Consider the following 21,148-nt stretch of genomic DNA (forward strand, 5'->3'; position numbering starts at 1 on the left):
GGTGGTGCCCAATGTTCTTAACCCCAGCATGAGCCGCGGAACCGGCTTTGCCGGGCCGCAGGGCGGGCGACCCCCTCGGGGGGGCAAGGAGTCACACGAAGTGAACGACTGTGGGGTCAATATTTCAGCGCCGTGCTCTTGCCCCAGAAGACCCGGTACGCGAACACTGTGTACCCAATAATCATCGGCAACACCACCAGCGCCCCCACCAGAATCACGCCCATCGCAGCCGGCGCCGTGGCAGCCTGCCAGATGGTGAGCTTGTCGATCACCAGCCACGGAAAGAGGCTGTACGCCAGGCCGTAGAAGGCCAGCAAAAACACACCAACAGTGGCGCCAAAAGGCACCCAGGCGCCGTATTCATTGCCCTGCGCCAGCCGCACCGGCAGGCGCTGCAGGCTGCGGTAGATCACGCCGAAGAGCACCGCCGTAGCGGCAGGAATCGGCAGCAGCAACACGATGTTCGGGAAAGAGAACCACTTGGCAAAAATCGTCGGGCTGACCAGCGGCGTCGCGATCGAGATCGCCGCCACACCCGCCATGGTGAACCACAGGCTGCCGCGCGCCCAGTGCACCGCGCGCAGTTGCAGCTCACCTTCGGATTTGATGATGAGCCAGCCCGCGCCCAGCAGGCAGTAGGCCGCCACCAGCGCGGCGCCGATCACGGCGTTGAACAAGATGGTCCACCAGTCCGAGGCAAAGCCGGTGATCAGCGAGCCCAGCATATAGCCCTGCGACCAGCTCGCCAGCAGCGAGCCGGTATAGAACATGCGGTTCCACAGCGGCTTGTGGCTGGCGCGCGCCTTCACCCGGAAGTCAAAGGCCACACCGCGCAGCGTGAGGCCGATCAGCATAAAGGCCACTGGCAAATACAGCGCGCCCAGGATGACGCCGTGCGCCATCGGGAACACCGTCAGCAAGATGCCCACGCCCAGCACCAGCCAGGTTTCGTTGGCGTCCCAGAAGGGGCCTATGCTGGCGATCATGGTGTCCTTGTCGTCGTCGCCGGCGCGGCGCATCAGCACGCCCACACCGAGGTCGTAGCCGTCCAGGATCACATAGGCCAGCATCGCCAGCCCCATCACCACCAGGAAGACGATGGGCATCCAGCCGGCGGCTTGCGTCAGGTCGGGGGCAAGATCAAGCATTGGGGGCTCCTTCCTTCTCGGGGTAATTCACGACGTTGAGGTTCTTTTCGGTATCGCCCGCGGTGTTGTCGTCGCCGAATGGTTTGTCGGCATGCTTTTTGTGGCGCGCCAGGTAAAACACCACCGAGATGTAAGACACCAGCAGCACCGCATACAGCACCAGGTACATCGTCAGCGTGAGCGCAATGCGCGGCGCCGGCACCTTGGAGGCCGCGTCGGCCGCCGTCAGCACGCCCGTCACCAGCCAGGGCTGCCGGCCTATCTCGGTCACGTACCAGCCGGCGACCAGCGCGATCCAGCCGGCAAAGGTCATGGCCACCAGCACGCGCGCGTGCCACACCGTGAGCTCGCGCGACGAGTCTTTCTTCCATGGAGCCAGCTGAAGGACACTCGCCCAGCTGACCAGCAGCATCAACACACCCACACCGACCATGATGCGGAAGGCCCAGAACACTGGCGCGACGGGCGGGTGCTTGCCTTCAAACTGGTCCAGGCCTTTGACTTCGCCGTCCAGCGAATGCGTGAGGTAAAGCGAAGCGAGCTTGGGAATCGCAATCTCGTAGCGGTTCTCTTTGGCCTTCTCGTCCGGCAAGGCAAACAGCACGGCCGGCACGCCTTTCTCGGTTTTCCAGATGCCTTCCATCGCCGCCAGCTTGGCCGGTTGATGTTCCAGCGTGTTCAGGCCGTGCAGGTCGCCCGCGATGATCTGCAACGGAATCAGCATCGCAGCCATGTAGATGCCGGTCTTCAGGCTGGCGATGACTTCAGCGCTGCGGTCGTCGCGCAGCCAGCGGTAGGCCGAGATGCCCGCCACCAGAAAAGCCACCGTCAGCCCCGAGGCCAGCAGCATGTGCGTGAGGCGATAAGGGAAGGACGGGTTGAAGATCACCTCCAGCCAGCTCGTCACATGCGCCTGGCCGTTGATCATTTCAAAACCGGCAGGCGTCTGCATCCAGGAGTTGAGCGCCAGGATCCAGAAAGCCGACAGCGTGGTGCCGCCCGCCACCAGCAGCGTGGCGATGGTGTGCATGGTCTCGCTCACGCGTTCACGCGCAAACAGCATCACGCCCAGCATGGTGGCCTCCAAGAAGAAAGCGGTGAGCACCTCATACGCCAGCAGCGGCCCGGCGATGTTGCCGACCTTTTCCATATAGCCCGGCCAGTTGGTGCCGAACTGGAAGCTCATGGTGATGCCGCTGACCACGCCCAGCGCAAAGGTCAGCGCAAAAATCTTCACCCAGAACTGGTAGGCGTCCATCCAGAACTGGTCCTGGCTTTTGACAAACCTCAGCTTGAAGTACAGCAGCACCCAGCCCAGCGAGATGCTGATGGTCGGGAACAGGATGTGAAAGGTGATGTTGGCGGCAAACTGGATGCGGGCCAACAGGAATGCGTCAAGTCCGTCCATCATCAACTCCTGTTTTCATCGGGAAGGCTGGCAGGCTGTGCTGCGGGCTCGGGCGCTTCAGGAAGCTTTGCCGCCACTGTGGGGGATGCCGCGCGGCCTGTCAAACCGGCCTTTACCGTGCTGGCGACCTTGCCCTTCATCTCCAGCAGCTTCTGCACTTTCGCGCCCATCTTCATCAGGCTCATCAGCGTGGCCGAATCCATTTTTTGCACATCGGCCAGCCAGCCCGTCATCAGCTCGATCAGGTCGTGCATCTGCTTCATGCGCGCCTGGGCGTGGATGTCGTCCGCATGCGCGGGCTGCTCCATCAGCGCATCCCGCAGCATCGACAGCGTCGGGTCGATCTCGCGCTTGCGGCGCTCTTCAGCCAGCGTGCGGAAGATGGCCCAAACATCTTCAGGCGCCTGAAAGTACTCGCGCCTGTCGTTCGGCAGGTGCTGCAAACGCACCAGGTTCCAGGACTGCAACTCCTTCAAACCCATGCTGACGTTGGACCGCGAAAACGCCAGCGCCTCGCCGATTTCGTCGGCATTGAGCGCCCGGGGAGAGACATATAAGAGGGCATAAATCTGCCCCACGGTGCGGTTGATGCCCCAGCGGCTGCCCATTTCACCGAAATGCAGGACAAAACGCTGGGTTAAGGGGGGCAGGTTCATGGTTTGGGCGTCCTTTATCGGTCTTTTGGCGTTTTGGTGACGTCTTTACTTTATTGAATTTTCAGGAATTACTGAAATTCTAATAAATTGAAACACTTTGCGCCAGCGGTTTTGATTGACCCTGCGAGGCTCTCGGGTGCGCCGGGCACAATGCAGGCACATCTGACCCCGCCGCGACGGAGCCAACCGCCCCATGTCCCAACACCTGACAGCCCTCCTCCAGCAAAGCTACGACGAGACGCCCTACGCCTCGCACCCGTTTGCGCAAACCACGCCTGAGCGCCTGGAAGGCATCGCGACGTTGTTCGGCCTGGCGCCTACGCCGCCCACCGCCGCCCGTGTGCTGGAGCTGGGCTGCGCTTCGGGCGGCAACATCATTCCGTTTGCGCTGCGCCATCCAGAGGCGCATGTGGTCGGGCTGGATTTGTCGGCGGTGCAAATTGAGCAGGGGCTGGAGCGGGTGCGGCAGCTGGGCATCACCAACCTCGAGCTGCGGCAGATGAACCTGGAGGATGTGGACGCGTCGCTGGGCAGCTTTGACTACATCCTCTGCCACGGCGTTTACAGCTGGGTGCCGGATTCGGTGCAGAAGGCCATCATGCGCATTTGCCGCACGCACCTGACGCCGGCCGGCATCGCATACATCAGCTTCAACACCTACCCGGGCTGGAAGGCGCGCGAGATCGTGCGGGACGCCATGCTGTTTCGCGCCGAAACGCGCACCACGCCCGCCGACAAGATGGCTTACGCGCGCGGCATGACGGACTTCCTGGTGCAGATGTCGCCCGAGGGCAGCCTGCTGCGCAAGGCGCTGGATGAGGTGTTGCCCACGATCGAAGCGGCCGGGCCGACCTACCTGATGCATGAGTTTCTGGAGCACTGCAACCAGCCCATGTATTTCCGCGACTTCGTCGCTTCGGCACGCATGCAGGGGCTGGATTACCTGGCCGATGCCGAACCCCAGACCATGTTCGTCACCAACCACGGCCCGCAGGTGGCCGAGCCGCTGCTAAAAGAAGCCGGCAGCGACCAGGTGCTGATGGAGCAATACCTGGACTTCCTGACCAACCGCAGCTTTCGCCAGAGCCTGCTGGTGCATGCCGCACAAAAGAAGGACGTGAAGTACCGCATCGACCCCGGGTGCCTGCAGAAGCTGCACTACGCCTGGCGTGAAGACCCGCAAGCACCGGAGGGCGCCGGCCGTGCGGCGCCGCCCTCAGCCGCGGCCGCCGTGCATGCCGCGCTGGATGCCGCGTTTCCAGCGACCCTGTCTTTTGCTGAGCTGTGCGCCGCCGCGCCGTTGCCGGTAGTGACGGCCTGCGTGGAAGAGTTGGTCATCACCGGCCGTGTGCGCTATGCATGCAGACCGGTCGCCTGCGCGTCGGCGGCCAAAGTGGCGACCGGCCGGGCGCTCGCTTACCCCGCCGCTGCGCTGCGGCCGGACTTTGCCTGCAACATCTGGCACCAACCGGTAAAACTCAGCGCCGCCGAATACGCGCTGCTGCTGCGCCTGCAAGACGGTGCTGCGGCTGATATTGAGCAAGACGGCTATTCGCTGGAACGGCTGCGGCGTTTCGGGCTGCTGGTCTAAAGCACGCGCTAGCCAGTGCCGGCCGGCACGCTAATCGATCAGCGCCGAACCTTCATGAAAAGGAAACGGCCCTTCGTACTGTCCGCTGGCCACGGTGTGGCTTACCAGACGGCCGCCCTCGGGCAGAACGTGCAAGCCGAATCCGGGCGGCTCCAGCACCCAGGCTGAGGCGGCGTCGGGCGCCAGGTCCAGGCAGACCTGGTGGGCCGGTGAGGGCACTGTCGCGGCGATGGTGCCGCCAAAGCGCACCTGGATGGCGCGGTGCAAATGGCCGCAGATGATGCGCTCGACGTTCGGGTAGCGGCTCACCAGCGCTTCCAGTTCGGCCGCCCCGCTGAGCAGGCCGATGTCGTCCATGTGGCCTATGAGTGTTTTGAATGGCGGATGGTGCATGGCGATCACCATGGGCCGGCCGCGGTGCGTTTCAAGTTCGCGGGCCAGCCAGGCCAGCCTTGCTTCGCACAGGCTGCCTTCGCTGGCGCCGGGCACCACGGTGTCCAGGGCGATCAGCTGCAGCGCACCGATGGCAACGCTGTACTGCACGAATTCCCCGCTGCCCAGATAGGTGTGGCCGGGAAAGCTTTGCCGCAGTTGCGCGCGCTCGTCGTGGTTGCCGGGCATCAGGTATACCGGCATGGCCAGCGGCGCGAGCAGCTCACGCAGGTGGCCGTACTCAGCCGCACGGCCGAAGTCGGTCAGGTCGCCGGTGATGACCACCGCATCCGGCTGCTGCGGCAGCCTGAGGATGGACGCGACCGCCTGCACGAGGTAAGGCGCGGTGTTGATGCGGCCGTAAGCCAGTCGGCCCGGTTCGCGGATGTGCAGGTCTGAGAGTTGCAGCAATGAGGTGGTCATAGGGATGCGGCAGCCAGTTCGCTGCCCGGCATGAGGTGATGGGGCTGGATGCGGATGCCGACGGCGTCGCCCATGCAGGCGGGGTGGTCTCGCCCCACCTCCGCGTTGACGCTGGTCTGGTCAGGAAGCATCAGCTTGAGCTGGATGCGGTCGCCGAGGAACACGCGTTGCGACACCACGGCATCGCCCCAGCCGGCGCTGATGTCGCCCACTTCAATGTCTTCGGGCCGGACCAGCACGGTGTCTTGCGCGCTCCACGCCGGCGGGCAGGCGACGTCCATGTCGCCAACCTTGACGACGTTGGCGGCACGCGCGGCCTCGTCACGCGCCAGGCGGTTAACGCGGCCCAGAAAGCTCGCGACAAAGGGATGCTGGGGCGTGCGGTACAGCGCCTCGCCGTGGCCGACCTGCACGATACGGCCCGCGTGCATAACCGCCAGCCTGTCGGCAATGGCCAGCGCTTCCTGCTGGTCGTGCGTGACGTGGATGGCGGTGATGTGAAGGCGGCGCAGCAGCTCGGCCAGTTCATCGCGCACTGATTCCTTGAGCTTGGCGTCCAGCGCCGTCAGCGGTTCGTCGAGCAGCAGCACGCGTGGGCGCACCGCCACCGCCCGGGCCAGGGCCACGCGCTGGCGCTGGCCGCCCGACAGTTCGGCCGGGCGCTTCTTCTCAAGGCCGTTGAGGCGCACCAGGTCGACCAGCTCGCCGACCACGCGGCGCTTTTCGGTGTCGTCCACGCCGCGCACGCGCAGGCCGTAGGCGATGTTGGCTTCCACCGTCATCTGCGGAAACAGCGCGTAGTGCTGGAACACCATGCCGATGCCGCGCCGCTCCACCGGCAGGTGGGTGACGTCCGTGTCGCCGAATGTGATGCGGCTGCCGGCGTCCGGCGCCTCCAGCCCGGCCACCAGCCGCAGCAGCGTGGTTTTGCCGCAGCCGGAGGGGCCCAGCAAAGCCAGCACTTCGCCCGGCTCCACCGTCAGCGACGTAGCTTGCAGGCCGCGGGTGCCGTCGGCATAGGTTTTGGCGCACTGGACAATGTCCACGCGCGTGCGTTCAGCTTCCATGGTGTTTTTCAATCAGGGTGCCGGCGGCCTGCAGGCCCCACAGCACAGGGAGGATGACAAGGAGAAAGACGAGTGTGTAGGCCGAGCCGATCTCCAGCCGCATGGAGGCATAGCTGTCGGCCAGGCCCACCGGCAGCGTGCGCGTGAGCGGCGTGTGCAGCATCCAGGTGAGGTTGAACTCGCCGACCGACAGCGTGAAGACCATGAGGCTTCCGGCCACCACCGCGGGCAGCACAGCAGGCAGCAGCACACCCAGGAAGCGCTGCCTGAAGCCGGCGCCCAGCGAGCGGGCGGCCTCCTCCAATGAATGCAGCTCGGGCCGCTGGAAGGCCGATGACACTGTGCGCACCATGAAGGGCAGCGTGAACACCATGTGGCCCACCAGGATGAAGGCAAAGCTTTGCCGGAACCCGCTGATCTGCCCATAGGCCAGGATGAGCGCCAGCGCGGTGGCAAGGCCCGGCACCGCCACCGGAAGTGTCAGCAGCTCTTCAAAAACCCGGGCGATGCGCGAGCGGCTGCGGGCCAGCGCATACGCGCATGGAATGCCGATGAGCAGATTGCCCAGCACACACAGCAAAGCAATCACCAGCGAAGCGGCGACCGTGCCGCCGTACACCTCCCACACCTCGCCCAGCCAGCGCAAGGTGAAGCCGCTTTTGAGGCCCGCGCTGTAGTTGTTGACCAGCCCGGCGAGCACCGAGAGCGCGATGGGCGCAATCATGAACACGGCGACCAACGCCGTCAGCAGCATCAGCAAGGGGGATACCTGGCGAGGGGTCCTCATGGCCTCAAGCTCCCGCACCGGCCGGGCTGGCCGCGCGCCGCGACAGGAAGAGCACCAGCCAGGTGATGAGGCCCAGCGTGATCGACAGGCTGGCGGCGAGCGCAAAGTTGGCGTAGTTGGTGAATTCGTTGTAGATGGTGATGGGCAGCACCTCAAACTTGCTGGCCAGGGTGAAGGCGGTGCCGAAAGCGCCCATGGCGGTGGCAAACACAATGGCGCCGCAGGCAAAGGTCGTGGGGCCGAGTTCGGGCAGCCAGACATCACGCACCACGCGCCAGCGCGAGGCGCCCAGCGAACGCGCGGCTTCTTCCAGCGGAAGGTCCATCGCGCTGGCCGCGGCCGTGTAGCTGACGATCGCCCGGGGCAGCGAAAAATACAGGTAGCCCAGAAAGAGCCCCGCCAGGCCGTAGGCAAAGGTGATGCGGCCCATGCCCAGCGCGTCACTGAGGTCGGCCACCAGGCCCTGACGGCCGCCCAGCAGGATGATGAAAAAGCCGATGATCACGCCCGGAAAAGACAGCGGCAAGGTCAGCAGCGACAGCAGGAGCTTTCGCCCCGCAAACTGCGACCGTGCCAGCGTGATCCCCACCAGCGCGCCCAGCACCAGCGTCACCAGAGTCACCGCCAGCGAGAGGCCCAGCGTTTGCAGCAGGCTTTGCAGGTAGCGGGCGTTCGTCAGCACCACAAAGTAGGCGGACCACCCCAGCTTGCCCGGCAATGCCAGCAGCTGCACCGCCGGCAAGAGCCAGAAGGCCGCGAAGAAGGCCACCGCCGGTGCTGAACAGGCCAGCAGCAGGCGGCGCGAGGGCGCGAAGGTGGAAGATCTCATAGGACTCATGGCTTGCCGGTGGAACTAAGGCTTACTGGGCTTCTTTCAGGTAGCGGTCGGAAAAGCCTTTTTGCACAGCGGCCATGCGGGCGTAATCGACGCTCTTGGCACGCGCGTATTCACTCGCCGGCAGAAAGCGCGACTGGGCTTCCTTCGAGATCGCGCTGGCGCGCACAGGGCGCAGATAGGCGTTGGCCCAGATGGCCTGGCCTTCGTCGGACAGCACGAAGTCCAGCACCTTTTTGCCGTTGTCGGCGTTGGGCGCCTTGGCCACCAGGCTCATCACGTAGGGGACGACGATGGTGCCTTCAGCCGGAATCACGAACTCGACGTTGGCCTTGTCTTTGTATTTGGCGCGGTAGGCGTTGAAGTCGTAGTCCAGCAGGATGGCGATTTCGCCCGACAGCATGCGCGCGTACGAGGTCTGCTTGGGCACGATGGGTTCGTTTTTCTGCAGCGCCTTGAAGTAGTCGATGCCCGGCGTGAAGTTGTCCAGCGTGCCGCCGCGCGCCTGGTTGACAGCCACGGCGCCGACGTATCCCACAAAGGCCGATGCCGGATCGAGATAACCGATCAGGCCCTTGTACTCAGGCTTGAGCAGGTCGGCCCATGAACGGGGCACCGGCTTGCCCTTCAGTGCATCCACATTGACCATGAAGCCCAGCGTGCCTGAATGGATGGTGAACCAGTGGCCTTGCGGGTCTTTGAGGCCGTCGGGGATTTCGCTCCAGGCGGCCGGCTTGTAGGTGCCGACCAGGCCGTCTTTCTGCGCCTGGATGGCGAAGGTGACGCCCAGGTAGGTCACGTCAGCCACCGGGTTGGTTTTCTCGGCCGTCATCTGCGCCAGCGACTGGCCGGAGTTCTTGTTGTCGGGCGGCACGGTGACGCCGGACTTGGCCTTGATGGCTTTGAGCTGCGTGCCCCAGTCGGCCCATTCGGGCGGGCAGTTGTAGCAGATGGCGGTCTGGGCCAGCGCATTGGCGCCGGCAGCCAGGCCAATGGCCAGCAGCGCGGCCTTGGCGAGTCGTTGCAGGGATGTTTTCATGGAAGCTCCGTTGTGAGTGAAGTGAGGGTGAACGTAAAAGACGGGTGACAGGATTCACGGAATGGATGAAGGCGCGGCGCAGGATTCGCCTTCGCGGAAACCGTAAGCCAGCGAGAGGCTGCTTTCAGGTGTCAGGGCCGAGCCGCCGGTGAGCGCCTGGACCAGCAGCTCCACGCTGCAGCGGCCGATGTCGGCATTGGGCTGGGTGATGGTGCTCAGGATGGGCGTGAGGTCTTCCCCCAGCGCGATGCCGTCAAAGCCGACCACGGTGACATCCCGCGGCACCGCCAGCCCGGCCAGGTGGGCGGCGCGCAGGCTGCGGATGGCCAGCAGGTCGTTGGAGCAGATGAGCGCACTGGGCCGCGACGCCTGCTTGAGGAGTTCGGTGATCTCGCTGACGGCGGTTTCCACAAAGGGCACCTCCAGCACCTGCGGGCCCGGCAGGCCTGCGGCCTCCATGCCCCGGCGAAAGCCGCGGCAGCGCTGCTGGGCGCGGTCGGAAGCGCCGAGCTGGCCGCTCACCATGGCGATGTTGCGGTGCCCCAGGCCCGCCAGGCGGGCGACGATTTCCGCCACGGCCTGTTCGCTGTCGACCGAGATGCAGGGATGGTCCGCGTGGCGGTTGTAGGCCAGCACATAGGGAAGGCGCGTGACGCAAAGCCGCTGCAAGGCTTTGGAGGTCTCCGGGTTGGAGACCACCAGGATCATGCCGTCGACGTTGCCGGCCAGCAGAAGGTTCACGGCCTGCTCTTCCTGCTCGAGCCGGTAGTCGGTGGTCAGCGGCAGGATGGCATAGCCGGCGCGGGTGGCCGAGCGGGCGATGCCTTCCAGGCACTCGGCAAACACCGGGTTCAGCAAGGTGGGCAAGACCACGCCCAGTACGCGGCTGCGTTGCGTGCGCAAGGTGCGCGCGCTCGCATTGGGCATATAGCCCAGCGAGAGCGCCACTTTCTCCACCAGCTCACGGGTCTGCGGCATGACTTTGGCCGGGGAATTGAACACCCGCGACACCGTTGCCACCGATACCCCCGCCTGATTTGCCACTGCCTGAATGCTCATTGCCCGTCCCATGTAATCGTTTACATTGAACCGGGCCACGATGACGGCTTGATGACAGGGGTAATCTCCCCCCGCTATCGATTCAGGAGCTGCTCACGCCTATTCTTATTGGTTTTCAGGCCGTTTTTGCTTGCAGATATCGACCAAAAAAGAAAACCGGCAACGCGGAAAATCTCGAGAGGGAGCTTCAGCGCGCTTTGGGTGGTGCCGCACGCCTGACGGGGCGCGGGCGCTTTTTGACCGGTGGCGGCGTCACGGCCACCTCAGGGGTGGACTCGGGCACCAGCAGCACGACCTCCTTGAAGCCCAGGCCCAGCATGCCCAGCTCTTCGGCTGCGGCGCGGCTGAGGTCGATGATGCGGTTGCCGGCGTAGGGGCCGCGGTCGGTGATGCGCACATCCACATCGCGGCCGTTGACAAGGCTGTGCACACGCACCATGGTGCCGAAGGGCAGCGTACGGTGGGCGGCGGTGAATTCGGTCATGTCAAAACGCTCGCCGCTGGCGGTGCGCCTGCCGTTAAAACGCGGGCCGTACCAGGAGGCGGTGCCGCGCTGGAACTCACGCGGCACTTCGCCGGCGAGCAATTCGGGGCGGGGCAGTTCGGAAGATGCAGCCGGGACTTCGTCAGCGGGCGCATCGGGCATGCGGGTGACGGAGGCAGCGGGCGCAGCAGGTGATGGCGCTGCGCCAGACCGGGGCTTTACAGCGCCCGGCGATGCCACGGGAGCCGTCGTACACGCTGACAACAGCGCCAACCCCGCCATGGCAGCGCCAACAAAAACAAACCGGATCACACCCTGCCGCATGGGTGCAAGGGCTCAGGCCCGGTTCAAGCGCCGGATGATTTCGGTCGTCGCCGCAGCCTGATTCATCGTGTAGAAGTGAATGCCGGGCACACCCGCAGCATAGAGCTGCTCGCACAGGCCGGTGATCACATCCAGGCCGAAGCTCTTGATAGAGGCCGTGTCGTCGCCAAAGCCTTGCAGGCGCAGGCGTATCCAGCGCGGAATCTCCGCGCCGCAGGCGTCGGAAAAGCGCATGAGCTGCGTGGAGCTGGTGATGGGCATGATGCCGGGCACAACCGGCACGTCGACACCCAGCGCCTGCGCATCATCGACAAAACGGAAGTAAGCGTCGGGGTTGAAGAAATACTGCGTGATGGCCGAGTTGGCACCGGCATTCACTTTTTTGACAAAAGCCTGCAGGTCGGCATCGGCCGACCGCGCCTGCGGATGAATCTCGGGGTAGGCCGCCACTTCGATGTGAAAAGCGTCGCCGGTTTCTTCGCGGATAAAAGCCACCAGGTCGCTGGCGTAATGGAACTCGCCGCCCGCGCCGTAGCCGCTGGGCAAGTCGCCGCGCAGCGCGACCAGGCGCTTGACGCCCATGGCCCGCAGGGTGGCCAGTTGTTCGCGTACCGTGGCCTTGGTCGCGCCCACGCACGAGAAATGGCAGGCCGCGGCCACGCCTTCAGTCAGGATCTCTTTCACCGTGCCAAAGGTGCCGTCTTGTGTGGAACCGCCTGCCCCAAAGGTGACCGAGCAGAACTCGGGCTTGTGCGCATACAGCGCCTGGCGCGTGACGCGAAGTTTTTCAGCGCCTTCTGGCGTTTTGGGCGGAAAGAATTCAAAGCTGATGGGCAGGTTCATCTCGGATCTCACTCGTCGTTTATTCGTCGTTACTCTTCGCTACCGTCGGCAGGAGTTTTCTTGTCACGCCGCTTGCCGCGCGCGGGGCCGGGCTGGCCTGCATGCGCGAGTTCGGAATCTTCATGCGGCGCACGGGCGGCACGCAGTTCGCTGCGCGGCACCCGTTTGGCTACCTGGCGCCGTGGCGCGGCCGGTAGCGGCTGGTCTTCGCCCGCCACGTCGTGGCCCTTGACGGCCTGGATAAAAAATTCGCGGTTGCCGTCGCCGCCTTCAATCGGCGACTCCAGCCAGGCTTTCACCTCAAGGCCCAAGGCCACGCATGCGTCGCGCAAACGCTTTTCGACAAACTCAAAATGCGCCGGGTCGCGCACAATGCCGCCCTTGCCGATCTGGCCGGGCTGCAACTCAAACTGCGGCTTGACCAGCATCAGCAAATCGCCGCCGGGCTTGAGCAAACGAACCACCGCGGGCAGCACCAGCGTGAGCGAGATGAAAGACAAGTCGCCGGTCAGGAAGTCGAAGTTGGCTTCAATCGCCGGGCCTTCTTCATCCCTGTCTTCGTCCGCCTCTTCATCATCGAAGTCATCGCCAAAGTCCATGTCGCCGCTGTCGCCCGCATGGCCGGCCACCAGGTCGGCGGCCGTCATGGCGCGCGCATTCACGCCTTCAATGCACACCACGCGCGGGTCTTCACGCAGGCTGGCGTGCAACTGACCGTGGCCCACATCCACACCCACCACCTGCACAGCGCCGTGCTGCAGCAGGCAGTCGGTAAAACCACCGGTGGACTGGCCCACGTCCAGGCAGCGCAGGCCGGCCACCTTCAGGCCGGTGGCCTTGAGCGCGCCTTCGAGCTTGAGCCCGCCGCGCGAGATGTATTTGGCTTCGGTGGTGTCCAGCAATTGCAGCTCGGCGCCCGCCGGAATTTCGTCACCGTTCTTGGCGACCTTCTTCCAGGGCGCGTCGGCTTCCGCGCGCCACTGCACGCCCGAAGCAATCAGGCGCTGGGCCTGTGAGCGGGTGGCAGCATGGCCGTGGTCGACGAGGAATAGGTCAGCGCGCATGTGGCTCCATGGAATGGCTCTCTTCTTACTCCCTCTCCCGCTGGGAGAGGGTTGGGGTGAGGGCCTGCGGCCTCAAAAACTCCCGTGAGGGCATGGTCGCCGCCAGCCCTCACCCCTGCCCTCTCCCAGGGGAGAGGTAGGAATACCTTAGTAGCGGTACGTGTTGGCTTTGTACGGGCCAGCCTTGCTGACACCGATGTACGCAGCCTGCTCGTCGCTCAGTTCGGTCAGCACAGCGCCGACCTTCTTCAGGTGCAGGCGCGCAACCTTCTCGTCGAGGTGCTTGGGCAACACGTAAACCTTGCCGACTTCGTAAGCTTCTTTCTTGGTGAAGAGCTCGATCTGGGCGATGGTCTGGTTGGCGAAGCTGGACGACATCACGAAGCTCGGGTGGCCGGTGCCGCAACCCAGGTTCACGAGGCGGCCCTTGGCCAGCAGGATGATGCGTTTGCCGTCCGGGAAGATCACGTGGTCGACTTGCGGCTTGATCTCTTCCCAGGTGCATTTCTCGAGCGCGGCAACGTCGATTTCGTTGTCGAAGTGGCCGATGTTGCAGACGATGGCCTGGTCTTTCATCGCGGCCATGTGCTCATACGTGATGACGTTCTTGTTGCCGGTGGCGGACACAAAAATGTCGGCCTTGTCGGCGGCGTATTCCATGGTCACGACTTTGTAGCCTTCCATCGCGGCCTGCAGGGCGTTGATGGGGTCGATTTCGGTCACCCAGACTTGTGCGCTCAGCGCGCGCAGGGCTTGTGCGGAGCCCTTGCCCACGTCGCCATAGCCGGCCACCAGGGCGACCTTGCCGGCCACCATCACGTCGGTGGCGCGCTTGATGGCGTCGACCAGCGATTCGCGGCAGCCGTACAGGTTGTCGAACTTGCTCTTGGTGACGGAGTCGTTCACATTGATGGCGCGCAGCGCCAGCGTGCCCTTGGCCGACATTTCATTGAGGCGCAGGACGCCGGTGGTGGTTTCTTCGGTCACGCCGATGATGTTTTTCAGGCGGCGGCTGTACCAGGTCGGGTCTTGTGCGAGCTTGGCCTTGATCGAGTTGAAGAGGCAAATCTCTTCTTCGCTGCCGGGCTTGGAGATCAGGCTGGCGTCTTTTTCGGCCTTGGTGCCCAGGTGCATCAGCAGCGTTGCGTCGCCGCCGTCGTCCAGGATCATGTTGGGGCCTTCTTCAGGCGTGCCCTTGGCGCCGTTGAATTCGAAGATCTTGTGGGTGTAGTCCCAGTAGTCGGCCAGGGTTTCGCCCTTGATGGCGAACACCGGCGTGCCGGCAGCGGCGATCGCGGCGGCGGCGTGGTCTTGCGTCGAGAAGATGTTGCACGAGGCCCAGCGCACTTCGGCGCCCAGGGCTTGCAGGGTTTCGATCAGCACGCCGGTCTGGATGGTCATGTGCAGCGAACCGGTGATGCGCGCGCCCTTGAGCGGCTGCGCCTTCGCAAATTCTTCGCGGATGGCCATCAGGCCGGGCATTTCGGTTTGCGCGATATTCAGTTCCTTGCGGCCCCAGGCGGCAAGCGAAATATCGGCAATGGTGTAGTCGGTGGAAGCTTTCAGGACGGCGCTCATACGGTTCTCCAAATATCAAACGTCAACTGGGCAAAATCGCCACGGGCACGGCTTTCAGCGAAAGGGGAATTCAGTCATTCACCCGGCTTGAGAGCACATGCGGGTGAGCGTGGTTGCAATGAAGTCCTGAGCCTGGTCCACGTGACGTGGCTTGCAACGCTCCTCAGGAAGCCGCTATTGTAACCAGCCTGCCCGGGTTTGCCCAGCCTGCGTAAAGCCCCCTTGGGCAGGAACGGGGGCCGTGCGAGAATTTCACGATGCAAGAGTCTGCAACGCGCCACCTGACCCCCTCTTCCTGGCATCCAGGTTTCGGGGTGGCCTGATGTACCCCCGCCTCGCGCCCGTCTACTGTGCCCTGTTCCTGATCATGGGTGCGGGAATGAGCGCCAGCTTCGCATCAAAGGCCTACCTGGCCTCGCAAATCCTCGATTGGGAAACAGGCAGCGCGCAAATACTTTCGTCCGGCGTGAAGCCCGCTTCGGACAAGCAAGACGGTTGCTATGAGCCGATTGCCACCTACAGCTACAAGGTGCACGGCCAGCACTTCACCGGCCAAGGTGTGCGCGCGTCGGACAGTTGCCTTTCCAGGAGTGAGTCCGAGCAATTCCAGGCTGCGTTCAAAAAAGGCGACACGGTGGCCGTGTACTACGATCCCGGCTATCCGTCCGAAGCGGTGCTCGAGCCCTGGAAACTGTCGTTCAACGATTGGGTCCAGGGCATCGCGGGCCTGTTGATCACCGGCATTGCCCTTCTGATGGGCTTCGAGGTACTGAGAAAGCAACGATGAAGAAGCTCACCTCCTGGGCGCTCACCGAGCGTGCACAGATCACCGGCGTCTTCACCGACATCGACGACACACTGACCACCGAGGGCGAAATCACGCCCGATGCGCTGGAGGCTTTGGGGGCGTTGAAGGCTGCCGGGTTCAAGGTAGTGGCGATCACCGGCCGCCCTGTCGGCTGGAGCGAGCCCTTCGCGGCGAGCTGGCCGGTCGACGCCATCGTGGCGGAAAACGGCGCCGTGGCGCTGCGGCCGGAAGACAAAAAAAGCCTGCAGGCCATACCAGATGAGCGTAAGCCGCTATCAAAACTGTATCAACAGGATGCGGCTACCCGCAGCGCCAACTTCGCCCGCATGCAGGCCGTGCTGGCGCGCATTGAGCGCGAAATGCCGGGCGTGGCCCGCGCCACTGACTCGCCGGGCCGCGAAACCGACATCGCCATTGACCACAGCGAGTTTGTGCAACTGAGCGATGCGCAGATCGCCGCCGTGGTGGCGCTGATGAAAAGCGAAGGCATGCACGCCACCGTGAGCAGCATCCACATCAACGGCTGGTATGGCGGCCACAACAAGCTGGAAGGCGCGCGCTGGATCGTCCGGCAGCTCTGGCAACGCGACCTGGACGCCGAGATGGACCAATGGGTTTATATCGGCGATTCGACCAACGACCAGCTGATGTTCAAGACCTTTGCCAACAGCGTGGGCGTGGCGAATATCGCGCGCTTTGTACCGCAGCTGGCGCACCTTCCGCGCTACGTGACTCAAGGTGAGCGCGGCGCAGGTTTTACCGAGGTCGTAAAGATGTTGCTCACCCCTGCTGACGCTCACTCCGTGTAGCGTCCCCTCCCCTTGCAGGGGACGGCGCCTGCGGCCGGGCAAAGCCCGTTCCGCGGCCCTGCTGGTTAGCGAAGGGCCGCCGCGCGCACGGAGCCCCAGCGCAGCCAAGCGCCCAAAGCGGCCACCACCAGCACCAGGGCGGCGTAGCCCTCCGCCGTGGCCTGCAAGCCCAGCGGCGCAATCAGGCGGCCCGCCAGCATGGCCGGCACACTGAAGATCAGGTAACTGGCGGCGTACAAGGCCGCAAACAGCTCAGCCCGTTGATGCGGCTGTGCCAGCGGCGCCAGCGTTTGCACTTGTGAAGAGAAAGCCGAGCCGCCGCCAAAGCCAGCCAGCGCCGTTCCCACAAAAAACAGCGCCACAGAGCGCGTGGCCAGCGACACCACCACCAGGCCCGTGCCCACGGCCAGCACACTCATGCCGACGGCGCTCATGCGCACCGGTGAGAGGTTTTTCAGCAAGGTCGGCGACGCAGCGCCCAAGCCGAAGAAGGCCGCAATCGCCAGGCCGTTGACGACGCCGTCATGGATACCAAAGATTTGCTGCAGCATGGAAGGCACCAGCGACAGGTAGAGACCCGCAAGCGACCACACGGCCAGTATCGTCGGCAGGCCGCGCGCAAATTCAGCACGCGCTTGCACCGGGATTGAAATGCGCGGCACCAGCGAAGCCAGCGCGCCGGGGCGCGGCGTGACGCTTTCAGGCAGGAAGAGCGTGGCCACAGCACCCACCACACAGATGGCGGCTAGCACACCAAAGACCAACGGCACCGGATGCAACGCGAACTTGACGGCGATGCCGGTGAGCAACGCACCCACGGCCAGCCCCGCCAGCGGCGAGACGCTGCCAATCATCGCGCCCAGGCGTTTTTGCGCGGCCGGCGCGGCCTCCACCACCGCGGCCGTCAACGCGCCGCTGACCATGCCGGTGGCAATGCCCTGCACAATGCGCGCGGCGATGATGCCGTTGATGCTTTCGGCCAGCAAGAAGGTCAGCATCGCGCCGGCTTGCAACAGCAAGGCGGTAAACACCACGGGACGACGGCCGATATGGTCAGACAGCGAACCCGCCACCAGCAACGAGGCCAGCAAGGCAATCGCGTAAATCGCAAAGGCCACCGTCAGCAGCGCGGGTGAAAAGCCCCATTGCTGCTGGAAGACCACAAAGAGCGGCGAAGGCGCACTGCCCGCCACAAAGAACGCGAACAGCAAAACCGCCAGCAGCGGAAAGGCGGCCGCGGACGGCAATTTCCAGCGAGTAGCGGAAGATGAAGAGGACTTCAAGGGAGAGGCAGCAGAGGTGGCGGAGGCGGCAGGTGCAGTCATAGGGAACGCTCAACTTTCTTAAAGCGAATTTATTTGCGTTTGCGAATTCTATACCTGTTTTAAAATTAACGCAAAGATCATTGCGTTTAGGCTAGAATCCGTCCTAATGAGCACGCCACAAACACCCCAGAACAAGCGCCCGGGCGGCCGCAGCGCCCAGGTGCAATTTGTAGTGCGCAAGGCGCTGGAAGAGCTGATTGCCCAGGAAGGCCGCGACAAAGTCACCGTGCCGGCCGTGGCCGAACGTGCTGGCGTCAGCGCCTCCAGCATTTACCGGCGCTGGGGCGACGTGAACGGCCTGCTCGATGAAACCGCCACCAACCGGCTGGACCCGAACCGCCCCCTGCCCGAGACGGGCGACCTGAAAGCCGAACTCACGGCCTGGGCCCAGGAACTGATCACCCACCTCAACAAGCCCGGCAATGCCTCCTTGCTGAAGGCAGCGGCCGCGCTGGCCGGCTCGGAAGAAACCAACTGCCTGAAAAACCGCCGCAACGAAGCCACCGTGCTGGTCAAACGCGCCCAGGCGCGCGGCGACGCCACGCCCACCGTGCAGCAGGTGCTGGACCACATGATGGCGCCCATCATTTACCGTTTGATTTTTGGCGCCGGCGTGGAGCCCACCCTGGCCGCCCAATTGGCGGACGAAGTGTTTGTGCTGGCCGGCATCGCGGCCCGCGATCACGCTTAAGCCGGCGTGCATTCAGCCGCATCGGCCCGATAAGCCGGAAAGTCGGTGTACCCCACCTCACCGCAGCGGGTGTAGTAGGTCGAGCGGTCCGCCTCGACCAGAGGCCAGCCGTGTTTGAGCCGCTCAGTCAGGTCGGGGTTGCCGACAAAAGGCCTGCCGAAGGCGATCAGGTCCACCAAGCTGGTGTCGAGGGCCGCTTGGGCGCTCTCGCGGTCAGTGAAGCCGCCGCACCAGATGATGGCGCCAGGAAACGCCGCCCTCACCCTGGCCAGCACTGCATGGTCAATATGGTGTTTCTTGAACTCGGCGCTCTCCATGTTTCCCGTCGGCATCAGTTCGTAGACCAGATGCATATAGCCGGCGCCGAGGCGGCCCAGCTCTCGCGAAACGTGCAGCAGTGTTTCCTCCGTCAAGGGGTCCGCCGGCATGGAGTTGAAGGTGCCGAAGGGCGCCAGGCGAACGCCCACGCGCCCCGAGCCCAATTCACGCACCCCGGCTTCGACGACTTCCATCAGGAAGCGCGTGCGATCTTCCACGCTCCCTCCGCCGTAGCGGTCTGTGCGGGTATTGAGCACCGAGTTCATGAACTGCTCAAACAGATAGCCATTGGCCGCATGGATTTCGACACCGTCAAAGCCGGCCCGCCGCGCGTCGGCAAAGGCCTGGGCGAAGGTGCCGACCAAAGCCGAGACTTCGTCCGTGCCGAGCTGCCTTGGCGTGCCGGCACGGATGTAGCGCAGCTTGCCGTCCTCGCCGTGGGCAAACACATCCGAATGCTCGGCCCTTTGCGCGGTCACGCCCCAGGGCGCCTGGCCACCCGGCATCAGTGACGGGTGCGCCATCCGTCCGACATGCCAGATCTGCGCAAAGACGGTGCCGCCGCGGCGGTGAACTTCGTCGGTCACCAGGCGCCAGCCCTGTTGCTGGGCGGGCGTGTAGATGCCGGGTGTCATGGCGTAGCCCTTGCTGGACGGCGCGACGTCGACGGCCTCGGTCACGATCAGGCCGGCGCCGGCCCTCTGCCCATAGTAGGCGGCCATCAGCGCATTCGGGACGTCGCCATCGGACGTCCGTGTACGGGTCATGGGCGCCATGACAATGCGGTTCTTCAGTGCTACGGTATCCCCAAGCAGCGCGGGGTCAAACAGGTCTGTCATGATTTCCTTTCGAGTCGGTTGTGATCGAAAGAAAGCTTACTTTTCGGCCGCTCATTCATCTACACACCAATTGGTCAGCAGAAGCACATGAAGATCATCAAGAGACTGCCGGGCCCGCCCATAGAGCGCACGCTGGGTGTGCTCTCCGGGCGCTGGAAGGCGATCATTCTTTATGTGCTGCTGGACGGCGCGCAACGCACCTGCGAGCTGGAAGTGCGCATCGTCGGTATCTCGCAGAAGGTGTTGATCGAGCAACTGCGGGCGCTGGAGGAACACGGGCTGGTCAGCCGCCAGCCCAGCGCCGTCGACAGCCAGGGGATCGAATACCTGCTCACGCCGCTGGGTGAAAGCCTGCGGCCCATCCTGGAGTCATTGCTCGAATGGGGGACCCATCATGCCAAGGAGCTGGATGAGACTCACAGGCTGGTGCCCTGCGAGGCCGTGGTGCGCAAGCGCATCGGCTGACGCCGCCCGCAGCCCTCAACCGGGGCCGCTGGATCAACTAGGTCAATTGGGTTTGGCCAGGCCCAGTTTGTCGATCAGCACCTTCTCGCGCACCACCGTGTCTTGCGCAAACTTCGTGTAGTCCGCCGAGCTCAGGTAGTTCGGCAGCATGTCGTAGCGCCCCAGCGCGGCCACGTAGCTGGGCTCCTCCATCGCTTTTTTGAACGCATCGTGCAGCCGCTTGACGACCTCAGGCGGCGTGCCCTTGGGGGCGCCTATGCCGAAGGGCGAGTTCTGCACCAGGTCGTAACCCAGCTCTTTCAGCGTGGGTGCGTTCGGGAATTTGTCCAGCCGTTTTTCGCCCCAGGTGTTAAGCACGCGCAGCTTGCCGGCCTCGACCTGCGGCGCAAAGCCGGTGCTGTCGGCGCCCGCCATCAGCTGGCCGCTCACCAGTGCCAGCATCAGGTCGGAACTGCCTTTGTAGGGCACGTGCTGCAGCTCGATGCCGGCCTTTTGCGCGATGAGTTCGGTCGTCAGGTGCGGGCTGGTCAGTGTGCCGGTGGAGCCATACGTCAGCTTGCCGGGGTTGGCCTTGGCATAGGCCACAAAGTCGGCCCAGGTCTTGAAGGGGCTGTCGGCCGGCACCACGATGCCGAAGGCGTAGCCCGTCACATTGATGACGTAGCTGATGTCTTTGACCGGGTCCCAGTTGATTTTGGTGGTGTAGCCCAGGCGGAACACGCCCAGCGGAATCTGTGCCACGGTGTAGCCGTCTGCCGGCACGCCTTGCAGTTGCTGGGCAGGCAAGGTGCCGCCCGCGCCGGGTTTGTTCTCAACAATCACCGGCTGGCCGAGGATCTTGCCGGCGTTGTCGGCCAGCGAGCGCATGGTGATGTCGGTCGGCCCGCCGGCGGGGAAGGCAATCACCAGCTTGATGGGCTTGACCGGAAAGGTCTGCGCCTGGGCCGGCATCGCTGCGGCGGCGACCAGGGCAAGGGCGGCGGCGGTGTACAGAAAGGGTCGGCGTTGCATGGCGTGTCTCCTGGTCGGTTGGCGGGCAATCCCCATCATGCGTGCCGCCAGCCGGCGCCGCATCAGGGCAACACCTGAAGGGCTGTCACCTTTGTTGCAAGACCCGCAAGCCAACAGGGGCCGCGGAACTGGCTTTGCCAGGCC

At 64.2% G+C, this 21,148-nt stretch carries 21 protein-coding genes and 1 riboswitch; of the genes, 5 read left to right on the top strand and 16 right to left on the bottom strand.

What is annotated here, in order from left to right; all coding sequences use genetic code 11:
• Positions 1-116 precede the first annotated feature (116 nt).
• From BM408_RS17100 to BM408_RS17110, 3 genes are read right to left on the bottom strand one after another with little or no spacing between them, the layout of a single operon-like run.
• A complete protein-coding gene (locus BM408_RS17100) occupies positions 117-1,148 on the bottom strand; it encodes a cytochrome d ubiquinol oxidase subunit II (protein WP_092131279.1) in 1,032 nt (343 codons plus the stop codon).
• Entirely contained in the window at positions 1,141-2,556 is a 1,416-nt protein-coding gene (locus BM408_RS17105; protein ID WP_092131281.1) for a cytochrome ubiquinol oxidase subunit I, read from the bottom strand. The genes BM408_RS17100 and BM408_RS17105 overlap by 8 nt, the downstream gene beginning before the upstream one ends.
• Positions 2,557-2,558: 2 nt before the next feature.
• Positions 2,559-3,212 (bottom strand): GbsR/MarR family transcriptional regulator, encoded by a 654-nt coding sequence (locus tag BM408_RS17110; RefSeq protein ID WP_092131283.1) that lies wholly within the window; start codon positions 3,210-3,212, stop codon positions 2,559-2,561.
• A 193-nt stretch (positions 3,213-3,405) separates the two neighbouring features.
• Between BM408_RS17110 and BM408_RS17115 the strand changes: the two genes are divergently transcribed.
• A complete protein-coding gene (locus BM408_RS17115) occupies positions 3,406-4,803 on the top strand; it encodes a methyltransferase regulatory domain-containing protein (protein WP_092131285.1) in 1,398 nt (465 codons plus the stop codon).
• Between the two features lie 30 nt (positions 4,804-4,833).
• Here BM408_RS17115 and BM408_RS17120 read toward each other — a convergent pair whose 3' ends face one another.
• From BM408_RS17120 to ahcY, 10 genes are all read right to left on the bottom strand, one after another.
• Positions 4,834-5,658: a phosphodiesterase gene (locus BM408_RS17120; RefSeq protein WP_092131287.1), complete on the bottom strand. Its 825-nt coding sequence runs from the start codon at positions 5,656-5,658 to the stop codon at positions 4,834-4,836.
• Positions 5,655-6,725, bottom strand: a complete 1,071-nt coding sequence (locus tag BM408_RS17125; protein ID WP_092131289.1) for an ABC transporter ATP-binding protein — start codon at positions 6,723-6,725, stop codon at positions 5,655-5,657. Before BM408_RS17125 ends, BM408_RS17120 begins: the two co-directional genes overlap by 4 nt.
• Positions 6,715-7,512, bottom strand: coding sequence for an ABC transporter permease (locus tag BM408_RS17130; protein ID WP_092131291.1), 798 nt, complete (start codon positions 7,510-7,512; stop codon positions 6,715-6,717). Before BM408_RS17130 ends, BM408_RS17125 begins: the two co-directional genes overlap by 11 nt.
• 4 nt (positions 7,513-7,516) lie before the next feature.
• Positions 7,517-8,341: an ABC transporter permease gene (locus tag BM408_RS17135; RefSeq protein WP_092131294.1), complete on the bottom strand. Its 825-nt coding sequence runs from the start codon at positions 8,339-8,341 to the stop codon at positions 7,517-7,519.
• Between the two features lie 31 nt (positions 8,342-8,372).
• Complete coding sequence (locus tag BM408_RS17140; protein WP_092131296.1) at positions 8,373-9,386, bottom strand: ABC transporter substrate-binding protein; 1,014 nt, start codon at positions 9,384-9,386, stop codon at positions 8,373-8,375.
• Positions 9,387-9,440: 54 nt separating this feature from the next.
• Positions 9,441-10,445 carry a LacI family DNA-binding transcriptional regulator gene (locus BM408_RS17145; RefSeq protein WP_092131297.1) on the bottom strand — a complete coding sequence of 335 codons (1,005 nt, stop codon included), beginning with the start codon at positions 10,443-10,445 and terminating at the stop codon, positions 9,441-9,443.
• Positions 10,446-10,632: 187 nt separating this feature from the next.
• Positions 10,633-11,091 (bottom strand): septal ring lytic transglycosylase RlpA family protein, encoded by a 459-nt coding sequence (locus BM408_RS17150; RefSeq protein ID WP_371327025.1) that lies wholly within the window; start codon positions 11,089-11,091, stop codon positions 10,633-10,635.
• Between the two features lie 174 nt (positions 11,092-11,265).
• On the bottom strand, positions 11,266-12,096 hold the full coding sequence (metF, locus tag BM408_RS17155; protein ID WP_092131301.1) for a methylenetetrahydrofolate reductase [NAD(P)H]: 831 nt from the start codon (positions 12,094-12,096) through the stop codon (positions 11,266-11,268).
• A gap of 29 nt (positions 12,097-12,125) precedes the next feature.
• Positions 12,126-13,160, bottom strand: coding sequence for a TlyA family RNA methyltransferase (locus BM408_RS17160; RefSeq protein WP_092131303.1), 1,035 nt, complete (start codon positions 13,158-13,160; stop codon positions 12,126-12,128).
• A 147-nt stretch (positions 13,161-13,307) separates the two neighbouring features.
• Entirely contained in the window at positions 13,308-14,738 is a 1,431-nt protein-coding gene (gene ahcY, locus BM408_RS17165; protein ID WP_092131305.1) for an adenosylhomocysteinase, read from the bottom strand.
• 98 nt (positions 14,739-14,836) lie between these two features.
• Positions 14,837-14,909: riboswitch (S-adenosyl-L-homocysteine riboswitch) on the bottom strand.
• 151 nt (positions 14,910-15,060) lie between these two features.
• On the opposite strand from ahcY, the gene BM408_RS17170 reads away from it, so the two are divergent.
• Positions 15,061-15,525, top strand: a complete 465-nt coding sequence (locus tag BM408_RS17170; protein WP_092131307.1) for a DUF3592 domain-containing protein — start codon at positions 15,061-15,063, stop codon at positions 15,523-15,525.
• The gene (locus BM408_RS17175; RefSeq protein WP_092131309.1) at positions 15,522-16,355 is read left to right on the top strand and encodes an HAD family hydrolase; all 834 of its coding nucleotides are present in this window, start codon (positions 15,522-15,524) and stop codon (positions 16,353-16,355) included. The genes BM408_RS17170 and BM408_RS17175 overlap by 4 nt, the downstream gene beginning before the upstream one ends.
• A 65-nt stretch (positions 16,356-16,420) precedes the next feature.
• On the opposite strand, the gene BM408_RS17180 is transcribed toward BM408_RS17175, so the two are convergent.
• A complete protein-coding gene (locus tag BM408_RS17180; RefSeq protein WP_254774856.1) occupies positions 16,421-17,638 on the bottom strand; it encodes an MFS transporter in 1,218 nt (405 codons plus the stop codon).
• Between the two features lie 148 nt (positions 17,639-17,786).
• On the opposite strand from BM408_RS17180, the gene BM408_RS17185 reads away from it, so the two are divergent.
• Complete coding sequence (locus BM408_RS17185) at positions 17,787-18,371, top strand: TetR/AcrR family transcriptional regulator (protein ID WP_092131312.1); 585 nt, start codon at positions 17,787-17,789, stop codon at positions 18,369-18,371.
• Here the strand turns inward: BM408_RS17185 and BM408_RS17190 are convergent.
• On the bottom strand, positions 18,368-19,528 hold the full coding sequence (locus BM408_RS17190; protein ID WP_092131314.1) for an alkene reductase: 1,161 nt from the start codon (positions 19,526-19,528) through the stop codon (positions 18,368-18,370). The two genes, BM408_RS17185 and BM408_RS17190, sit on opposite strands and share 4 nt — an antisense overlap.
• Before the next feature lie 87 nt (positions 19,529-19,615).
• Between BM408_RS17190 and BM408_RS17195 the strand changes: the two genes are divergently transcribed.
• Entirely contained in the window at positions 19,616-19,993 is a 378-nt protein-coding gene (locus BM408_RS17195; protein WP_092131316.1) for a winged helix-turn-helix transcriptional regulator, read from the top strand.
• A 42-nt stretch (positions 19,994-20,035) separates the two neighbouring features.
• On the opposite strand, the gene BM408_RS17200 is transcribed toward BM408_RS17195, so the two are convergent.
• On the bottom strand, positions 20,036-21,004 hold the full coding sequence (locus tag BM408_RS17200; RefSeq protein ID WP_092131318.1) for a tripartite tricarboxylate transporter substrate binding protein: 969 nt from the start codon (positions 21,002-21,004) through the stop codon (positions 20,036-20,038).
• Positions 21,005-21,148: the final 144 nt, after the last annotated feature.

This window comes from Polaromonas sp. YR568 (genome assembly GCF_900116715.1).
GTDB lineage: Bacteria > Pseudomonadota > Gammaproteobacteria > Burkholderiales > Burkholderiaceae_C > Polaromonas.